The organism is Nocardia sp. NBC_00881, from assembly GCF_045207455.1.
In the GTDB taxonomy this organism is placed as follows: domain Bacteria; phylum Actinomycetota; class Actinomycetes; order Mycobacteriales; family Mycobacteriaceae; genus Nocardia.
Window position 1 is genome coordinate 2,843,080 of sequence record NZ_CP108798.1, and the last position, 18,723, is coordinate 2,861,802.

18 protein-coding genes are annotated in these 18,723 nt (G+C 66.9%); 10 read left to right on the forward strand and 8 right to left on the reverse strand.

All coding sequences use genetic code 11. From position 1 onward, the window contains the following. Positions 1–40: 40 nt before the first annotated feature. The 3 genes from OH799_RS11195 to OH799_RS11205 all read right to left on the reverse strand — a co-directional run bounded on the left by OH799_RS11195 (position 41) and on the right by OH799_RS11205 (position 3,222). Positions 41–1,387, reverse strand: a complete 1,347-nt coding sequence (locus tag OH799_RS11195) for a replication-associated recombination protein A (protein ID WP_406278918.1) — start codon at positions 1,385–1,387, stop codon at positions 41–43. Between the two features lie 246 nt (positions 1,388–1,633). Then, positions 1,634–1,873, reverse strand: a complete 240-nt coding sequence (locus tag OH799_RS11200; protein ID WP_406278921.1) for a hypothetical protein — start codon at positions 1,871–1,873, stop codon at positions 1,634–1,636. Between the two features lie 179 nt (positions 1,874–2,052). Further along, a complete protein-coding gene (locus tag OH799_RS11205; RefSeq protein WP_406278924.1) occupies positions 2,053–3,222 on the reverse strand; it encodes a phosphotransferase family protein in 1,170 nt (389 codons plus the stop codon). Positions 3,223–3,412: 190 nt separating this feature from the next. Between OH799_RS11205 and OH799_RS11210 the strand changes: the two genes are divergently transcribed. Then, the gene (locus OH799_RS11210) at positions 3,413–4,402 is read left to right on the forward strand and encodes a hypothetical protein (RefSeq protein ID WP_406278927.1); all 990 of its coding nucleotides are present in this window, start codon (positions 3,413–3,415) and stop codon (positions 4,400–4,402) included. A gap of 193 nt (positions 4,403–4,595) precedes the next feature. Here OH799_RS11210 and aspS read toward each other — a convergent pair whose 3' ends face one another. Next, entirely contained in the window at positions 4,596–6,398 is a 1,803-nt protein-coding gene (gene aspS, locus OH799_RS11215) for an aspartate--tRNA ligase (RefSeq protein ID WP_406278930.1), read from the reverse strand. 163 nt (positions 6,399–6,561) lie between these two features. Between aspS and OH799_RS11220 the strand changes: the two genes are divergently transcribed. After that, positions 6,562–7,488 carry a neutral zinc metallopeptidase gene (locus OH799_RS11220; RefSeq protein ID WP_406278933.1) on the forward strand — a complete coding sequence of 309 codons (927 nt, stop codon included), beginning with the start codon at positions 6,562–6,564 and terminating at the stop codon, positions 7,486–7,488. 93 nt (positions 7,489–7,581) lie between these two features. Beyond that, positions 7,582–8,115 (forward strand): hypothetical protein, encoded by a 534-nt coding sequence (locus OH799_RS11225; RefSeq protein WP_406278936.1) that lies wholly within the window; start codon positions 7,582–7,584, stop codon positions 8,113–8,115. Between the two features lie 65 nt (positions 8,116–8,180). Here the strand turns inward: OH799_RS11225 and OH799_RS11230 are convergent, their stop codons facing one another. Further along, the gene (locus tag OH799_RS11230) at positions 8,181–9,743 is read right to left on the reverse strand and encodes a hypothetical protein (protein WP_406278939.1); all 1,563 of its coding nucleotides are present in this window, start codon (positions 9,741–9,743) and stop codon (positions 8,181–8,183) included. Then, complete coding sequence (locus OH799_RS11235; protein WP_406278942.1) at positions 9,740–10,069, reverse strand: type VII secretion target; 330 nt, start codon at positions 10,067–10,069, stop codon at positions 9,740–9,742. Before OH799_RS11235 ends, OH799_RS11230 begins: the two co-directional genes overlap by 4 nt. Positions 10,070–10,385: 316 nt before the next feature. Here OH799_RS11235 and OH799_RS11240 point away from each other — a divergent pair, with 316 nt between their 5' ends. The 6 genes from OH799_RS11240 (at position 10,386) to OH799_RS11265 (ending at position 16,534) form a co-directional block, all read left to right on the forward strand. Beyond that, positions 10,386–10,865, forward strand: coding sequence for a hypothetical protein (locus OH799_RS11240; RefSeq protein WP_406278945.1), 480 nt, complete (start codon positions 10,386–10,388; stop codon positions 10,863–10,865). Then, positions 10,862–11,971 (forward strand): tyrosine-type recombinase/integrase, encoded by a 1,110-nt coding sequence (locus OH799_RS11245; protein WP_406278948.1) that lies wholly within the window; start codon positions 10,862–10,864, stop codon positions 11,969–11,971. Before OH799_RS11240 ends, OH799_RS11245 begins: the two co-directional genes overlap by 4 nt. Beyond that, positions 11,968–13,179 carry a hypothetical protein gene (locus tag OH799_RS11250; protein WP_406278951.1) on the forward strand — a complete coding sequence of 404 codons (1,212 nt, stop codon included), beginning with the start codon at positions 11,968–11,970 and terminating at the stop codon, positions 13,177–13,179. The genes OH799_RS11245 and OH799_RS11250 overlap by 4 nt, the downstream gene beginning before the upstream one ends. Positions 13,180–13,625: 446 nt before the next feature. Beyond that, positions 13,626–14,174: a hypothetical protein gene (locus OH799_RS11255; protein ID WP_406278954.1), complete on the forward strand. Its 549-nt coding sequence runs from the start codon at positions 13,626–13,628 to the stop codon at positions 14,172–14,174. A gap of 26 nt (positions 14,175–14,200) precedes the next feature. Further along, entirely contained in the window at positions 14,201–14,455 is a 255-nt protein-coding gene (locus OH799_RS11260) for a hypothetical protein (protein WP_406278957.1), read from the forward strand. Positions 14,456–15,451: 996 nt separating this feature from the next. Continuing rightward, positions 15,452–16,534, forward strand: coding sequence for a hypothetical protein (locus OH799_RS11265; protein WP_406278960.1), 1,083 nt, complete (start codon positions 15,452–15,454; stop codon positions 16,532–16,534). Positions 16,535–16,578: 44 nt separating this feature from the next. Here the strand turns inward: OH799_RS11265 and ligD are convergent, their stop codons facing one another. Next, positions 16,579–17,544, reverse strand: coding sequence for a non-homologous end-joining DNA ligase (ligD, locus tag OH799_RS11270; protein WP_406278963.1), 966 nt, complete (start codon positions 17,542–17,544; stop codon positions 16,579–16,581). Positions 17,545–17,605: 61 nt separating this feature from the next. Here ligD and OH799_RS11275 point away from each other — a divergent pair, with 61 nt between their 5' ends. Further along, a complete protein-coding gene (locus OH799_RS11275; protein ID WP_406278966.1) occupies positions 17,606–17,788 on the forward strand; it encodes a hypothetical protein in 183 nt (60 codons plus the stop codon). Positions 17,789–17,813: 25 nt separating this feature from the next. Here OH799_RS11275 and OH799_RS11280 read toward each other — a convergent pair whose 3' ends face one another. Then, positions 17,814–18,386 (reverse strand): hypothetical protein, encoded by a 573-nt coding sequence (locus OH799_RS11280; RefSeq protein ID WP_406278969.1) that lies wholly within the window; start codon positions 18,384–18,386, stop codon positions 17,814–17,816. Between the last annotated feature and the right edge of the window lie 337 nt (positions 18,387–18,723).

The window sequence follows — 18,723 nt, forward strand, 5'->3', positions numbered from 1 at the left end:
GGGGTCTCGCGTTGCTGCGAGAGAGCAGCGAACCCGGCCCTCAAGTCCCTCGGACGATATGGCGGAGTTTCTGTACGCGGGGTCCGACCTCGCGTTCGTGGCCGTGGTCGGTGGGGTGGTAGTAGTCCACGCCGACCAAATCGTCGGGCGGGTACTGCTGAGCGAGCACGCCGTCCTTGTTGTCGTGCGGGTATCGATAACCCTGGGCGTTACCGAGCGCGGCCGCGCCCGCGTAGTGTCCGTCGCGCAGATGCGGCGGGACGGCTCCGGCCTTGCCCGCCGCGACGTCGGCCATGGCCGCGCCGATCGCGGCCACCACCGCGCCGGACTTCGGCGCGGTGGCCAGATGGATCGTGGCCTGTGCCAGTGCCAGCCGCGCCTCGGGCAGCCCGACCAGCTGCACCACCTGCGCGGCGGCCGTCGCCGTCTGCAGCGCCATCGGATCGGCCATGCCGATGTCCTCGCTGGCGTGGATCATCAGTCTGCGGGCGATGAAGCGCGGGTCCTCCCCCGCACTCAACATGCGGGCCAGGTAATGCAGCGCGGCGTCGGCATCCGAGCCTCGGATGGACTTGATGAACGCGCTGATCACGTCGTAATGCTGGTCGCCTGCCCGGTCGTAGCGTACGGCCGCCTTGTCGACGCTGGCCTCGACAAGGTCGACATCGACTGCGCCGTCCAGCGAGGATTCGGCCGAGGCTTCCAGTGCGGTGAGCGCGCGGCGGGCGTCTCCGCCCGCGATCCGGATGATGTGGTCGAGCGCCGCGTCGGTGACGGTGTACGCGCCGTCGAGGCCGCGCGAGTCGGCGATCGCGCGGGTGAGCAGCTGCCGGACGTCGGCGTCGGTGAGCGATTGTAGCTGCAACACCAGTGAGCGCGACAGCAACGGCGACACCACTGAGAACGACGGATTCTCCGTTGTCGCGCCGACCAGCAGGACGATGCGGTTCTCCACAGCGGCGAGCAGGGCGTCCTGCTGCGTTTTGGAGAATCGATGCACCTCGTCGATGAACAGCACGGTCTGCGCACCGGCCGACAGCCTGCGCCGCGCCACATCGATGACAGCCCGTACCTCCTTCACCCCGGCCGACAGCGCCGAGAGCGCCTCGAAGCGACGGCCGGTCGCGTGCGAGATGAGCGCCGCGAGGGTCGTCTTACCCGTGCCGGGCGGGCCGTACAGCAGCACCGACGCCGCCCCTGAGCCCTCGATCAGCCTGCGCAGCGGGGAGCCGGGGCCGAGAAGATGCTGCTGCCCGACCACTTCGTTCAGCGAGGTGGGCCGCATCCGCACCGCCAACGGCGCACCCGCGTCCCTGCGCACCACGTTGTCGATTGTGTGCTCCACGGGGACCGCGTCACCGGGTACATCGAACAAGCCATCGCTCACGGAAAGAACGTTACCGAGCCGCACCGACAGCGCGGCGCGCTGTTCCTCCGCCGCCACCACACCCGGTCTTGTCCCACCGTAACCGGCGGAACACGCGATATCCCGGGCCTTCCGCAGGCTGATTGTCGGTGAACAGTGACCGGTGGGATGGCTACACCGCCGACCGCGATCGCCTGTTTCGGGCTATCTGGGGCTTCAGGTCCGCACGGAGCCGGACGGAGCCGCAGGGCCCGCTGATCTGACCCGTCATTCAGAGCCGCCCCCGCACCCCCCACCGCCGCCGCCGGTGTATTCGGTCTTGTCGTAGGGCCGGTTCCGCCATTGGCTGGCGCGGACCTGTCTGGTCAGCCGAACCCCAGCCGCGCGGGCACGCGTGGTCGGGTCGTCCTCGGCACGGCGGCGAGCCCTGATCCGGCGGGCAGCCGCGACCCCGAGCACACCGACGATGATCACGATCGGAAGGAAAACGAGCAATAGGTCGCCCATCCGACACCCCCCTTCTTCCGCTGCACAAGCGACCTCCCTGCGGCCGGGCTGATACAGCGACTCTTATGTGCCCGGCTTGTCGCCGGAAATACCAGTCGGCGCTGTTGCTCACCGAGAACAACGTCAAAAGCTCACATCCGGTAGCCCGCCTCACCGGATGACTTGCATGTGGCTCAAACCTATTCGGACCAGCGCTCTTCCAGCATTGCCGACACATCCTCGGCGAAATCGCCGACGATGTCGTCGCCCGTACACCGCGCGTCTTCGGCAAGCGCGGCCCAGCGGTTGATCAGCGCTGACGAGCGCGGCACCGAAAGTCCGTGCTCGCGTGCGGACGCGATGCGCGCATGGTCTGCGGGCAGGAACCAGAAGGTGGACAGCCACACCCAGATCAGGCGAGCTTCGAGGATCCGCTCGGCGAGCAGGTCGTCGTCGGCCAGCGCGGGCCACACGCCCACCACCTCGGAACGCCATGCCTCCACCATCTGCTGGGCGCGTTCCCGCGAGAGCTCCACATCGCACAGGCAGCCGGGGAACGACACCAGCGCATAGGCGATGTCCAGGGTGGCGTCGCGGAACCCACCCCACTCGTAGTCGAGGAAGCGCGCGCCCTCCTCGTTCAAGATCACATTATCCGGGCACAGGTCCGATGGACTGAACCCGCGGAATCGCCCCGCGGAAAACAGCCGGTTGCCGCGCACGATACGCTCGGCGATCTCGCCGGGCACCTCGATGCCCAGCTCGCGCTGCAGCAGTCCAGGCACCTCCGAGATCGCCGACTCGGCCTGCTGCGCGATGCCGTCGACCCGGTGCACCACATCGACCCGGCGCAGCAGCGCGACGAAGTCGGCTTCGCGCCCGACGGTGGCGGCATGCATCCGGCCGAGCGCCTGCGCGAACGCCATCAGCGCGTTGCGGGTGGCGGGCTCGGCTCCGGACCGCAGCACGGCGGTGAGCAGGGAGTTTTCGCCGAGATCGCTGAGGATCAGCAACCGCTCCGGCAGGCTGTGCGCGATCAGATACGCGCCCGGCCGGTGCTCCCGGCTCAGGGCGGTGGTGAATTGATAGGAGACGGCCTCGCGCAGGAACGCGGAATCGATGCTGACAACACCGGGAGCCAGGCCGCCGGTCCGACGATCCCGCGCGGCTCCGCGGACCTGCTTGACGATCAAGGTTCGCGGCAACGAGAAAGCGTTCTCGGCTACACGCACACGTAGGACGGTTGTCCTACCACTACCGCTGAGTTCGATCGGATCGCTCAGCTTTACCGGAGCACCCATTCGCTTTGTGAGCAACTGTTGCGCTGCGGACACGACTTCGGTGGCGCGTTCGGCCAATAGTGCGGTCATCGCCTCTCAAGCTACTCGCATCAGGTCACTTCTAGCGAGCGGTTGCACAACCTTTCCGCGTCGTCCGGCGTGTCCGTGCCGAGGTCGCGGAACGGCCGCTCATTGCTTGACACGATTGGACCCGTCCGGTTTTGTCATCGTCAACTGCTCTGCGCCACACCGCAAACCAGTTGAGTCGAAAGGTCTACGCATGGCCGAAACACCGCCTCCCGCATCGAAGGAATCAGCTGGCGGCGCCCCCGACCCGAACGACGAGCGCTTCGTGGCGCGGCCGGGACAGCACGCCGGCACGAACCCGAACTCGCCGGGTCCCGCAACCGGCCACGCCCGCCACGAGATGGCGGGCTCGGCCGGATATCCGCAGTTCGAGGGGCCGGGCGCGGCGCACTACGGCAGCGAACCGCTGGAGCCGGCCCCTCCTGTGGCATCCCAGCCGTACCCCACCTATGGCACGCAAGGCACCGGTCCTGAATATGCGCAGCCTGGCATGATTCCACCGCCCGGCGCCGTGCCGCCGCAGCAACCGGTCTACGGCTACCAGCAGGTCACCACGGCCCCCGGTACGCTCGATGTGGGCCGGGCTCTCAGCTACGGCTTGGCGAAGTTCCGTGCCAACCCGGGGCCGTGGGTCGGCGTGACCGCCGTGGGCCTCGTCATCTATCTGGCGTTCGTGCTCGTCGTGCAACTCACCGATCCGACGACGCTGCTGCCGCTGCTACTCATCTTCCTCGCGGTGCTGGCCGGTGTGTGGCTGCTGCAAGCCGCGATGGTCCGCGGTGCGCTGTACGAGACCGACGGCACGCCACCGTCTTTCGGCTCATTCTTCCGCTTCGTGAACGCGGGCAACGTCCTGCTCACCGCGCTGCTGGCATTCCTGCTGACCTTCGTCGGCTCCGCGATCTGCTTCGTCCCCGGATTTGTCGCCGGCTTACTGTGCATGTTCTCGCTGCACTACGTCGTCGACCAGGACCAGGGACCGTTCGAGGCGCTGAAGTCCAGCTTCACGCTGGTAGTCGCCAACATCTGGCCGGTGCTCCTGCTCGCGCTCGCGGTGCTCGTGGTGACCTTCCTCGGGCTGCTGCTGTGCGGTCTCGGGCTGCTGGTCGCAGGCCCGGTCGCCGCCCTCGCGGTAACCTACGCCTACCGCACGCTCACCGGAGGCACAGTTTCCGCGCGGTGAACCGACGATCACTTCATTGATCAGTGACCGCATCCCGATCCAGCGCTCGAGCCGTTCGACCGGCCCGGCCTCGCTGCCCGGCGGGGCCGGAACTCGAGCACGATGATCGCGGCAACCGCGAATCCCCTCGTGGTCGGCTACGCCGGGCCGGTAGCGATGCCGTCCAGACCATACTGTCGCGCGGGCGCGACCGCTATCGCGCGGGCTTCGCGGCTTTCGCGTCCTCGCCCTTCTTCGGCTCCGGCTCGGCGTCCAGGCCCGCCTCCTTGCGCTGCTGCGCGGTGATCGGCGCGGGCGCGTCGGTCAGCGGATCTACGCCGCCGCCGGTCTTCGGGAACGCGATGACCTCGCGGATCGAGTCCTGTCCGGCAAGCAGCGCGGTGACCCGGTCCCAGCCGAAGGCGATGCCGCCGTGCGGCGGGGCGCCGAAAGCGAAGGCGTCCAACAGGAACCCGAACTTGTCCTGCGCCTCTTCGTGGCTGATGCCCATTACCTTGAAGACGCGTTCCTGCACATCGCGGCGGTGAATACGGATCGAGCCGCCGCCGATCTCGTTGCCATTGCAGACGATGTCGTAGGCGTAGGCCAGCGCCGAATCCGGGTCGGTGTCGAAGGTGTCCAGCGACTCCGGCTTCGGTGAGGTGAACGCGTGGTGTACCGCGGTCCACGCGGAATGGCCCACCGCCACATCGCCGCTCGCGGTCGCCTCGGCGGTCGGCTCGAACAGCGGGGCGTCCACGATCCACACGAACGACCAGGCGTCCTCGTCGACCAGTCCGACCTTGCGGGCGATCTCGCCGCGCGCCGCACCGAGCAGACCGCGTTGTGCCTTCGCCGCACCGGCCGCGAAGAACACGCAGTCACCCGGCACCGCGCCGACATGCTTGGCCAGGCCCTCGCGCTCGGCGTCGCTGAGGTTCTTGGCCACCGGTCCTCCGAGCGTGCCATCCTCGTTCACCAGGACATACGCCAGCCCCTTGGCGCCACGCTGCTTGGCCCACTCCTGCCAGGCGTCGAGCTGGCGCCGCGGCTGGCCGGCGCCGCCAGGCATGACCACCGCGCCGACGTAGGGCGCCTGGAACACCCGGAACGGGGTGTCCTTGAAATACTCGGTGCACTCGGTGATTTCGACACCGAAGCGAAGATCCGGCTTGTCGGAACCGAAGCGGCGCATGGCCTCCGCGTAGGTCATGTGCGGGATCGGCGTCGGGATCTCGTAGCCGACCAGCTTCCACAGCGCGACGAGGATCTCCTCGGCCAGCAGAATCACGTCGTCCTGGCGCACGAAGCTCATCTCGATATCGAGCTGGGTGAACTCGGGCTGACGGTCGGCGCGGAAGTCCTCATCGCGGTAGCAGCGCGCGATCTGGTAATACCGCTCGATGCCACCGACCATGAGCAGCTGCTTGAACAACTGCGGGCTCTGCGGCAGCGCGTAGAAGCTGCCCGGCTGCAAGCGGGCGGGTACCAGGAAGTCGCGTGCGCCCTCCGGGGTGGAGCGGGTCATCGTCGGCGTCTCCACCTCGACGAACTCGTGGCGGGCCAGCACCTCGCGCGCAGCCGCGTTGACCTTCGACCGCAGCCGGATGGCATGCGCCGGACCCTCGCGGCGCAGATCCAGGTAGCGGTGCTTGAGACGCGCCTCCTCACCGGGCTGCTCGTCCAGTTGGAACGGCAGTGGGGCACTCTCGTTCAGCACCTCGAGTTCGGTGACGTTCACCTCGATGGTGCCGGTGGGCAGCTCCGGGTTCTCGTTGCCATCCGGGCGCGGTTCCACGGTGCCGGTGACACGCACGCAGTACTCGGCGCGCAGCCGGTGTGCCTGCGCGGCGGGTTCCCCCTCGCGGAACACCGCCTGGGCGACCCCGGACGCATCGCGCAGATCGATGAAGATCACCCCGCCGTGGTCACGCCGCCGGGCCACCCAGCCGGTGAGGGTGACGGTCTGACCGGCATGCTCGCTTCGCAGCGAACCAGCCAAGTGGGTGCGCAGCACAGGGTTCCTTTCGACGAATCCGGCACCGGCGCGATGTGACCAGGTGCGGGTCCATCGTAGTGAGACACATTCGCCGAGTGGAAACCGATATCACCACCCCCGTGCCAAGCTGTATCGGGCGAGTGTGTGACCGAGGGCTACGGACGACGAGAAAGCGACAACGATGACCTTCAACGAGGGCATGCAGATCGACCCTGATCGAGTTTCGTCCGGCGGAGGCCCCGGAATGGGCGGCAAGATCGCGTTGGGCGGCGGCGCGGGCGGACTGATCGTGCTGGTGTTGTCCCTTCTGATGGGCGGTGACCCCGGCTCGATCCTCGGCAACTTCACCGGAGCACAGGACCAGATCCAGACGCAACCTGGCACGGCGGGCACACCGAGCCACTGCAAGACCGGCGCGGACGCCAACAAGTACGTCGACTGCAGAGTGGCGCTCACAGCGCAGAGCCTGGACGCCGTCTGGTCCACCGAGCTCCCCAAGCAGACCGGCAAGCGGTACATGCGCCCGAAGGTCGTGCTGTTCTCCGGCGCCATCTCGACCGGCTGCGGCAACGCCACCAGCGCGGTCGGTCCGTTCTACTGCCCGGCCGACCAGACCGCCTATTTCGACACGAGCTTCTTCCAAGAGTTGGTGGACCGTTTCGGTTCCAGCGGTGGTCCGCTCGCGCAGGAATATGTGGTGGCGCACGAGATCGGCCATCACATCCAGAACCAGCTCGGCGATATCGGCCGCGCACAGCTGGATCCGCGCGGCCCGGAGTCCGGCGCGGTGCGCACCGAATTGCAGGCCGACTGCTACGCGGGCATCTGGGCGCACTTCGCGGATGAGCTCCCCGCACCCGGCGGCGGCCAACCGTTCCTGAAACCGCTGTCGGACAACGATGTCCGTGATGCGCTCTCGGCAGCGTCGGCGGTCGGCGACGACCGCATCCAGCGCGCGGCGCAGGGCAGGGTGAATCCCGAAGCGTGGACTCACGGTTCGTCCGAGCAGCGGCAGAAGTGGTTCCTCACCGGCTACAGGACCGGCGAGGTGCGCGCCTGTGACACCTATTCGGCCCAGGACCTGAACAATCCGTCCGCCTTGCGGTGACACGGATTCGATCGGCACCACAGCTTTGCTGTCATGATCGACGGGTAGTTCGCCTGTGCCACAGGTGAAAACGGCAACTGGGAGATGGGATTGATGCGAAGTACCACAGTGGCCCTGCTGGTTGCGATGCTGGCGCTCGCGGTGGGCTCAGGCACCGCCGCGTCCGCCCCGCCACCGCAGCCCAGCGCGCTGCCTCCGGCCGCCGAGCCGCTGGTGCTGTTCACCCTGACCACCATTCCGGACGGCTGGCAGAGCCGGATGGATCTGCGCCCGCAACTGGAAATCTTCTCCGACGGCAAGGCCGTCAAGATCCCCGACGCTGTCGCCGCCGATCGCACACCGGATGTCCCGCCGAAGCGGATCAACGGGCACGTTCCGCCCGAGGTGCTGACTGCGGCGCTGGCCGAGACCAGGTCGCTCGCCGCCGTGGATCTCGGTGTGCCGAGGGCCACCGACCAGGGCAGCCAGATCATCGACTACATGTCGCAGCCGCCGAATGCGGACGTGCATCTGATCGTCTACGCGCCCCAGGCCACCGACGGCCTCGGCGCCGAGCAGCAGGCCGGTCGAAAACGATTTGCCGACCTCTACAAGAAGCTGCTCGATGCATTCGTCCAGGACAACTGATACCCGCGGTGCGGCCCGAGCGGTTACTGCCGTTCGAGCCGGGTTGCCGGTAAGCCCGTGTGGGGCTAGAACTGGTCCTGCTCGTAGTTGGAGCTGATGATCTCGTCGGAGTGCGTCGCGCCGATAACGTCCGGCGTGGACTCTCCCAGCGAACCGGTGAGGTCGTCATTGCCGGTCGGACTCAGATAGGGCTGCACGGTGCGCGAATGCTCCTCGTCACTGCCCCGCTGCCCCGCCCCGGCGGCAGGGCTGCCCATGAAGCTGTTGGCACCGGAGGGGGTCGTGCCGGGTGCGCCCGGGCCGAAGGGCGCACCCGCGATCGGCCGGATCGGCGGGGCCGCGCTGCCGGGCAGGCCGGTGGGCTTGGGCACCGAGGGGGTTCCCGGCCGACCGGGGCTGCCGGGGAAACCGCTCGGCACGCCGTGGTTGGCACTCGGGCTGTGCGGCGTGTGCACCGATGACGGTGTGGTCGACGGTGTACCTGGTGCGTACGAGTCCAGGCCCGCGGCCTTCGTGGCCGTGTCCGTCGCGGTCGACTGCGCCTGCTCCAGGATCGGCTGGCCGACGGTCTGCGCCACGGCCTGCGCCAGCTCCTGCGGCGCAGGCCCGCCACCTGGCGCGACCAACTGCTGCACCATGCCGCTGAGCTCGGCGGTCTTCCCCGCCAGGTCACCGCGGGTGGCATTGACGACGCCCATGGCGTGACCGAGGTGCTCGGTGGCCGAGGCGATCAGCGTCGCCTGCGCGGGCGGGGTCAGGATCACCGGCGCCAGCGCGGTCGCCTGGGTGGCGAACGACGACGCGATGCCGAGCAGCTGCGCGTTGCCCTGCTGCACTACCGCGGCGGCGCGTTGGGTGAGCTCGGAGATGTCGATGCCGCGCTGACTGGTCTCGTGGCCCTCGACATTCGCCTGCTGGCTCGTGACCTGCGCGTTGCGGGCGGCCTGGCTCTGCCACAGCTGGTCGACGGTGGCCATGCTGCCCTTGCCCACCTGCATGGCCATCTCGATGACCTTGGAGGACTGGCTGAGGATCGCGGTCGGGTCGAGCGCGCCGACCACGCCGGTGCCGAAGCTGCCGAGCAGATCGAGGATCGGCTTCATGAGCATGTCCACGCCCGGCAATCCGGGCAGCGCGACACCCTGCATCAGCGCGGCGACCGGGTCGGCGGGCAGCGGCGGCAGCGCGGCCGCGGCCTGATTCACCGCGGCCGCGACGGCGGTCGGCGCGTCGGTGAGCCCGCCACTGAGCACGCCCTCGACCACCGGGGCCGCGGCGTGGTTGATCGCGGCGCCCGTGTCGCCCAGCAGAGCGGAGACCTCATGCGGAACGCCGGGAATATCCTGAGCGCCCGGCCCTGCCGCGCCATTCAGGCCGGGCAGTCCCGCTGGAACGGCGCCGAGCGTGTGCTGGTCCTCGGAAATCTTGCGCGACAATACGAACGCGGGTGGTTCGATGGGCGGCATGTCGTCGGGCAGCTGGGGCAGCGGCAGGTCGAGCACCGCCTGGGCGGGCGAGTTCTGCAACGCGTCCAGCACGGTCTGCTGGCCGATGGCGACGTTTTGCTCGGCCGCGTGCTCGACGACCGGCCCCTCGGGCGCGATGACGCCGCTGTCCAGTGGTCTCATACCGCGCCCCCGATCTGGTCGGCGATGGAACCGAGCGCGCCCGCGTTGAACGAGTCGGTGGCGTCGTAGGCAGCGGCGGCGCTGAACGCCGACTCCGAAAGCTTGGCGTACTTGGCCGACAGATCATTGATGTCCTTGGCCTGCAGCACCTGAGCCGCGGCGAACATCGCCAGATAGTCGACGCCGATCAGTCCGAACACCGGAGCCAACGCGGCAACATTACGCACCGCGTCGAAAGCGCCCGCCCCCGCGAGATCGTCGGCGATGCCCGCGTTCGTGGCGGCGAACGCCCGGACCGCTTCAGTCTCTACCGAGAGATCACTCATCGAGTTGCCCCCCAAAAAATCGTCGTGAACAGCTATGTCATGAACTTCGTCGTGACCCGTTCGCTCCCCTGCCGAATCGGCTGGGCCGCTACGGTTTGGGCTCAATATAGCGGACGAGACCGCCGAGGTTCGAGGCCGAGCGCGGCGTCACGAGCCGAATCGCACCGAACTGGAACGTGTTGCAAATTAGAACAAGTTTTCTGACACACATTTGCAGCGAATACGCTTCCTCCCCGGTGTCCCAAAACCCGACTGACACTGCCGCACCTCCCACACCTCCCGCTGAGCCGCTCGGCGCAAGTCTGGGAGGCGCCCGGTGAACGCCGATATCATCACGCCGTTGACTCCCGACGCGACCGCCTCGATCGATAGGGGTTCGAGGTTCGAGTCGTCCGCGCACGCAGCGTTCCCCTTGGTCGAGTTGGTCTATCCGACTCCGCCTCGTGAGAATCGATGGACCTATGGGCTGCGGCGCGTCGACCGGAACGGTCGCGTGATCGACAAATCGGTCGTCGCGGCGCTCGGTTGGTGCGCTGGCCTACGTCTGTGTGGGATGAGCGCTGGCGGCGGTGTGCGGCTCACGGTCTGCGAGTCGGGCAAGAATCGAATTACCTCCGATCGAGATCTTCGACTTGCGGCACGTACGCGACGAGCTCTCGCGATCGCGGCCGGCGACCAAGTTCTTCTGGTCGCCGATACACAACAGATGGCTATGACGGTGCTGCCGCTGCGGGCGGTTGATCGTCTGGTCGGTGAGGCGTGTGAGGACAACCATGCGGAATCGGGGCAATCGTGACCCCAACGCCCTCCGCCGATGACCTCGACGCCGCCAGACTGCTACTGGACCAGATGCAGACCCTGTTGGCACACAACAAGTCGCGCCCGACCGTGCCCACGTTCGCGGACTACGTTCCCCGTGTCCTGGCCGCGATGCCCGCGACTCTCACTGTTGTGCAGTATCAGTCGTTTCTGCGCAGGGTCGCCGAGGCGTGGCCGGACAGGCGGATCGACGAGCCCACACCGACCGAGTTCAAGACCCTGATCGCCGAGATCGTCGAGATGCGCCAGGTGAGACGCAATGACGTCGGTGGCAAGGGCACGGCCAGAGGGGTGATCTCGGCGCTGCGCAAGTTGTACGAGTTCGCGGTCGATGACGGCTATATCCGGTCAGAGGACAACCCTGGGAAGAAGCTGGCGATGCCCAGCTTGCCCCCGTCACGCCGTCGCGCGCTGTCGCGAGATCAACTCGTCGAGATCAACCGGGCAGCGGCGGAATCCGGTGAAGACCCGGAGTTGGACACCCTCATCCTTCGCCTGCACACCGAGACGGCGTGCCGCCGCGCGGGCGTGGTGGATTTGCGGGAGGTCGATCTCGATCCCGCCAACTGCCTCATCCATCTCAGAGAGAAGGGAGGCATCACCAGGTGGCAACCGATCTCGCCGACCTTGATGGAAGCACTTCAGCAACATCATCGCAGGCGAAAGCCGCACGACAGGTCGGTCGGACATCGTGCTCGCAATGGGAAGGTCATCACCGCCGAAGCCGAGGCACGTCTGCTCCGTTACCGCAACGGCGATCCGGTCAACAACCGCCAGTACCACCTGATGTTCCAGCGCATCGGCGCCGCGGTCCCCTGGGTGGCGGCACACCAGATCTCCATTCACTGGCTACGGCATACGACCTTGACCTGGGTGGAGCGGCGTTTCGGAGTTCCGGTCGCCAAGGCCTATGCCGGGCACACCGACAACCCCGGTGGTGCCACGACCCTGCTCTATACCCGCGCTGGTCTGCCCGAAGTCGCGCGAGCCCTTGCCGAGCTCACCGGTGAACCGCATCCGTGCGCGGCCGCATCCGGCGCCGACCCCAATTACCTCCCCTCCGGCCCGAGGCAGGATCCATGACACCGAAGTCGACATCACCCAGCCACCAACTCGCCGATCCCGCGACCCTCGGACGATCGGTCGAGGTGGCCCGAAATTGCGTCCCCCTGCAGGAAGTCTCAGAGCTGTACCAGGCGATGACGGTCGCCGAGATCGAGGCCGAGCAAGGGTTAGCCCGATGGGAGCGTGCCCAGCGGCGGCGCCAGCGCAAGCGTTCGGTGCGTGGCGAGCTGGCCGAACAAGCGCGACAACAGCGGTCGGCCCGCCGGTTGCGGCAGCAGGACGCGCGCCAGCTGCGATGGTTGGCGAACGCTCGGGCAGATCGTGCGCGAGCGACGAACCCGGACGCGTTGGTCGGGGCCTTGCATCACCGGGCAAGGCGCTCCTCATTGTTGTTGCGGTGTGTGATGGGGGTCGGGTTGCTGTGGTCGGCGGTCAACGTCGGCCGCAACCTGACACCCGCCGACGTGACACCGGGGCCGACGTGGTGGCTGTTGTGGGCGTTGTCGTTCGGGATCGAGGCCATGATCTCGGTGCCGATCCTGGAGATCATGGCCCAGGCCGCGACCGCGGCCCGGCTCGGGCAACGCGTCGATCGCGCCAAGATCGTGTTATTCGAAGCGGCGCTGCTGACCGGCACTGTCGGATTGAACTGCGGTCCACACCTCATTCAAGGCAGCTTCGGTAGAGCAGCGGAATACGCGGTCGCGCCGGTCATGGTGGTGGTATTGATGTGGCTACACGCGTGGCTGACCGCTCGCTACGCCGAACTCATCGAGGCAGTCGCCACCACTGACAGCACCACGCACGATGCCGCGACCAACGATCCTTCGCCTGCGTACACCCAGCATCGGAGTGCCGGTCGCCTGATGCAGCACGTTGGAGGCGGGTCCGAGGATGTGGTCGCCTATCTGCCCTCTGATCGTGCCGAAACGGATGATCCGGGTCACGACTCTGGTGCGGCGGTTCTCGGTGAGGACCTGGCGCGGATCGCAGGAAAGTTGGTGGCGACCGGGCGTAGTGAGAAATCGGTCACCGAGATCGTCGAGATTCTGGAGTTCGCCGCGACGGGGATGAACGCGAACGCCGTCGCCACCGCGATGTCGACCCGGACGGGGGCGACCTGGCGGCGATCCACCGTCGACCGGATCATCGCCCGCGCAGTGGAGTTCGGATTCCCTGTCGTAGGACCGCGATTGGAGGTGGTCGCCGACCAGAAACCCGCCTGACCCCTCCGACCGACCGGCGACGGTCGGTGTGGGTGCGATCCGCCTGTAAGGGATCGCACCCGCCTCGGGAACCGAGATCGGCCCAACAGAACCAATAAACCGAAACCCCCAGTAGCCGCTGGAGACTTCACACCAGACAACACGAAGGCTGTCCATGACTGGCACCTCCGAGGGGAACCCTGCCCAAACCACGATTCAACCCACACCACCACGTCGTCCGCGTGCTCGCACGAGCCTCCCAACAGAGACGTCGAAGGTGATCGATCCGCTCCTGTAGCGGAAACCGGTGACGAGCAGTTGGCGACCGCGCGACGCGTGTTCGCGACGCTGGCACCCTTGCTCGCTGCCCGACGTTCCATGCGGTTGCGGAACCCGACAACAGTGCCGCCGCGGTTCGCTGACCGCGCGCAATCCTTGACCGCAAGCTGCCCGATCAGCCTGCGGCAGTGCCGATATATCTCCACGGTCGGACCCGGCTGCTGGTATTGGACTTCGATGCCAAACACGGCCACAGCCCCGCCACCGTCGACCGCGACATCAAGCACTGCTTGACCCTGCTGCACGCATGCGGCGCCCGCACAGTTGCTGATCGCTCCACCAGCGGCGGCCGCCACATCCTGATCCCGCCCGCCGAGGGCACCACACTCACCCGCGCCGAGATCGAGCCTGTCCTGCGGGCCCTGGCCGACCGGCTGCCCAGCCTCGACATCACCCCGATGCTCAACGACCGCACCGGCTGTATCACCCCACCCGGATCCCGCTGCCGCGACGGCGGATTCCGCATCCTCGACGGCCCACTCGACCAAGCGGCCCACACGCTCACAATCCGTTCGCCCGCGACGTTCTGGCCCCGCTTCACCCAGCTCCTCAGCACCGACACCGACCCAAGTAACCCCGGCCGCGCGCGACGACCACCAGGCGCGCACGACGGCGCGCACTGCGCGCGCGACCCCGCGCGCGACCGCGCCCACCAGCGGCGACACCCCGCCGGATGACCTCAGTCGGCTGTGGGAGGGGGCAGGTGAGAATGCGCGGCTGCGCGCGGGCAATCGGCGACACACACCGATCCCCGTCGCGGTGCTCGCGTTCGCGCGCGAGGGTCGCGCACCGCAGGGTCGATGGCGCACACAACGGACGCCTGGATCGCTCGGCCGCGCGCCAATCCGTCCTCACCGCCGCAGCCCTGCATGGCTACAGCTTCACCGACCTGCTCGCCGAACTTCCCTCCCAGGGCGGTACCTGGACCGGCCTGGCCAATGCCTACCACCGCTACTGAGCCCACCTTCATCGAGCGCTACGCCGCGACTGGAACAGCGCCTGTGACTGGACATCACGAAATACCTCCGAATTCCTGTCTCACGCGCACAAGTACATAAAGCACACAGGGGGCAAACACCGGCGACGAAACACACCGGCCCGCAACGACGCTGGCTCACCGCCGCCATCACCTGGGCCGACGCGCAATGGCCCAACTCCCCGAAACGCTGGACCGCACACGCCGTGCTACAGGCTCTCGCCCACGCCAGCACCCTCAACGGCGCTCTCCACCGAGGCACGCCCACGGTCGAGTTCGGCGACCGGTCTCTTTCCCTGATGGCCGGCGGGATGCCCGAAACCACCCTCTGGCAGCCCCTGCGCGAAATCCGGGAACTCCCCGGCGCCCCGATCCTGCGTATACGAGCCGCCACCGGCCACCTCGCCGACCGCTACGCCCTCACCCCCCCACCATCAACGACTCCCCCATCACCACCAGCCGCGCGCGGACCGCGCGCACCCGCATCGAACCCGTCCACCCCGCCTGGCGCGTCATCGGCCTGCAATGCCGACGCCTCTACGAAACCATCATCGACGAAACAACCAACCCCGCCAACGCATTCACCGCCGTAGGACTGGGCCGCACCGCGGGCTACACCGCCCTGGCCACACTCACCACCACCGGACTCATCCACCACACCCGCAACACCGTGCGCGCGGGAACCACGACACTGGACCACATCGCGCGCGCCCACGACCTACCAACCCGACAACAAGAGACCATCGCGCGTCACCGACACGAACGAGCACGCTGGGCAGACTGGCTCATCGCGCACAACCGCCTACCATCGCGCGCACCCATATCGATCGTCTGCCCGCCACCGCGCGCGACACAGGTCAGCACACAATCCGCCGGTCATCGACACCACACCGAACGAGGCCGATATCAGCGCACGACACAAATGCGCACGCCAGGTACGCGACACCGCATACGATCGCGCCCGGCACCCAGACCAACGTGCGCTCAACCTCGACCACATCACGCGCACCCCAATCCGGTCCGGACTGTCGGCATGTTCTACCACCCGGTATTGGCCACCCTCAACTCCAAGACGCCGAGATCTACATCGAAGCGACTGAATACGAAAACGTTGGCATCCAGATCCGCCACAGCATTCATGGCAACTGGTTCCCGTTCACCCGTGCAAAGGAATCCTGGGCATCTGCGCCCGGACACTCCCACGACCCAGTAGCCGCCTACGAAGCGTGGGTCATAAGCGCGCTGGCCCGGCGCGGACTGAGGTCAGTTGCAGCCGATCCGACTCATCAGCAAGCTATCGGGAAGGGACTCATCGATGCAGAAGCTCACGAATATCTCTCGACAGCAGGTCACGGAAGGTGTTGGATACCCTCCAGGGCTTTCGTTGCAGGTACCGGTACCAGCACCACAGATGCGCCGCTACAGCGCAACGGCTTTGGAGGGGTTTCCGGCATGGACATCGACCTGACGTGTCCGCACTGCAACCAACTCGACTTGGTGCAGAGTGTGCCGGCCCTGCATGCCGACGGTGTGTCGACCAGTTCCGAGACGAACGTGTATTCCGGGGTGGGGGTGGCTTCGACTGGCCTGGTTCCGGTGTTCGGCACTGCCACCGTCGAGCGCTATCACACCACAGCACTTGCACGGAGTCTGGCCCGAGAGCCCGCCCGTACCCCGGCCGGGCGTCTGACCTTCTTCGCGCTGGTGCTGCTCTTGCCAGCGATGTGCTGGATTGTTCCGGCAATCGTCTCGATCGCGGATCCGGCTCCCGGGGTGTCGCGATGGGTTGCCGCGCTGTCCGTGGTCGTTTTCTTCGGGATGTTGGCGGCTCCTGGGGCTGTCCTGCTCACAGTTGCTGTTTGCCGTATTCGCGGCAACGGCAGAGTTGCACGGGGACGTCGCAACGCGCACGAGGTATGGCAAGCCGGTTTCTACTGCCATCGCTGCGGCTTGGCGTTCTGGCCGGTTCCTCCGGCACCGGGCGTTCCTGCTAGGCAGGCTTTCACACCGCAGCACTTCCGCTCGTTTGTGTGGAACGCCGGTGGCTACGCCAACATCTGAAGATCTTCCTTGGTGTGACCTGTTGGCAGCGGACGGACTCTATATCATGGTGAGCTCGGTAGTCGAACGTTGATCGCGTGGATCTCCTCGCGCAGCCCCCGCCAGCTCGGATGCCGCAACGCTCCGGCGAATTCCCGGTACTCGACCGTTCCGACCAGTCGTGGCTGAACCCAGCGCGCCGAGGCCACCCGGCCGGTGGGAGCGGGCAGGTCGAACGGGGATTCCGCGACAGCCAAGCCCGCAAGCTGCTCACACAGTGTACGGCGGTCAGCCGTGGTGAATCCGGTCCCGACGTGCCCGACGTAGACCAAGCGCCCACGCTCGTCGTGTGCGCCCAGAACAAGAGAACCCAGAGCCCCGCTTTCGCCGCCGCTGCTGGTGGGCACCCAGCCGACGATGATCACGTCCGTCGTTCGGCGTAACGCGGTCTTCAGCCACATCCGTGATCTCATGCCTGGTCGGTAAACGGAGTCGAGGCGTTTGCTCACAATGCCCTCCAGGGCGTGTGATGCCACGGTGTCGAGCATTGTGTCGATGGGGATCTGGGTCCAGTACGGCGGGATCCGCACGCTTGGGCCGATGAGGCCGAGTTCGCTCAGACGGGCTCGGCGCTCGATGTAGGGCAGGGGCATGATGTTCTCGCCTCCGAGTTCGAGCAGATCGAAGCAGAACAGCTGCACCGGCACCGCACGCACGAGTTCGCCTGTCGGGCGAGTGGAATGCATTCGCCGCTGGAAGCGAGTAAACGACGGTGCCCCGGTGGAGAGATCCGGCGCGATGATCTCGCCATCGAGGATCAGATCGGTTCGGCCAGCGAGTTCGGCGATCGCGGCCGCCAGTTCCGGGTAGGGCGCGGTGATGTTGTTACGGTTGCGACTGTAGAAGTCCACGCGCCCACCAGAGACGCGGCAAATGCCGCGTATACCGTCCCATTTCATCTCTACTGCCCAGCGGCCTGGGTCATCGGGCGGCGGACCGGCGGTCGCCAGCATCGGCGCTGGCACAGACACGCCTGCCAGGGTATCTCGAGAAGAAACCGACCTGTCGGTGCTGTTCGATAGTCTCGGCGCCGTGCAGTTCGAAGTAGGTTCCCTGATCCACGTGGTCGCCGCAGGGGTCAGCGTGTTTCGTATCCTCAAGATAGGCGTGGATGGTGACCCGAACAAGGCCATCGTCGAAGCTGTCGCCGACACCCCGGGAACCTACCCGTGGCCTACCGATTTGACCTACGCTGTTCCCGCCGAGCAACCCTAGCGATCTCCTCTTCCAGCCACATCATTCAGGTGAGATCGTCGCCCGCATGCCTCAGGCGTGCTGACGCGCGGGCCTCGACGGTGTCGGCTGGGTCGATGACCCGTTCTGCCCGCTGCTGCCGACTGGTCTCGGTGTGGCGGTGGCGAGCAGGCTCGGGGTGCTCGATCGGTGTGGCGGTGGACGTGGGTGATGCACCCGGCGAGGGTGTGCCGCGGTGTGCACGCGCGGTGGTGATGAGCTGGCGGGCTTGTTTGGCGCTGATCTCGAGCAGCTCAGCGACATCGTCATCGGTTTGACCGTGGTCACGGATCACCGCAGCAGCCTCGGCTTGGTCGGCGCGGTAGCCAGCGATTTCCTGCGCTGCGCGTGATTCGATCACGCTGATCTGCTGACGTAGTCCCTCGACCTCGTTGTCGCGCTTGGTTTCACACGCGGTGATCGCCCGCCAGTCGGTGAGGTACCGCTTCACCGCCTCTTGGATGGCTCGCTCTCGCTGACGTGCCAGCGCTCGACGTTGCTGGATACGGGCACGCGAGCGTTCCAAGCGTTCAACGACTTCCGGGGAACGATCCGTGTGCGGGGGGCGACGCGTCGACATGGCCGGCCTCCTAATTTTCGGGCCCGCCTGCAGATTCTCCCGGGGCCGATCTTACTCGCGTCGCACTCGCGGCACGTCCAAGTCGCACCCGTCCCACAAACGTCGGCCACGCACTTCAGTGGCTGTCGGCTGTCAATCCGATTGTTGCAAAAGAGTTTCCGGTGCGCTGTCTGCTCGATCTGTTTCGTGATCCGACCCAGATGATCGTGTCGATTCCCGCCTCCCTGCGCCACATCTTCGGCGCACTGGCGCTGACCATGGTCAATGTCACGGCCGAACCCGACACCCCCCGCCAGCCTGGTGGTGCGGTCGGTGGTCGCGGCGTTCGATCTCACGC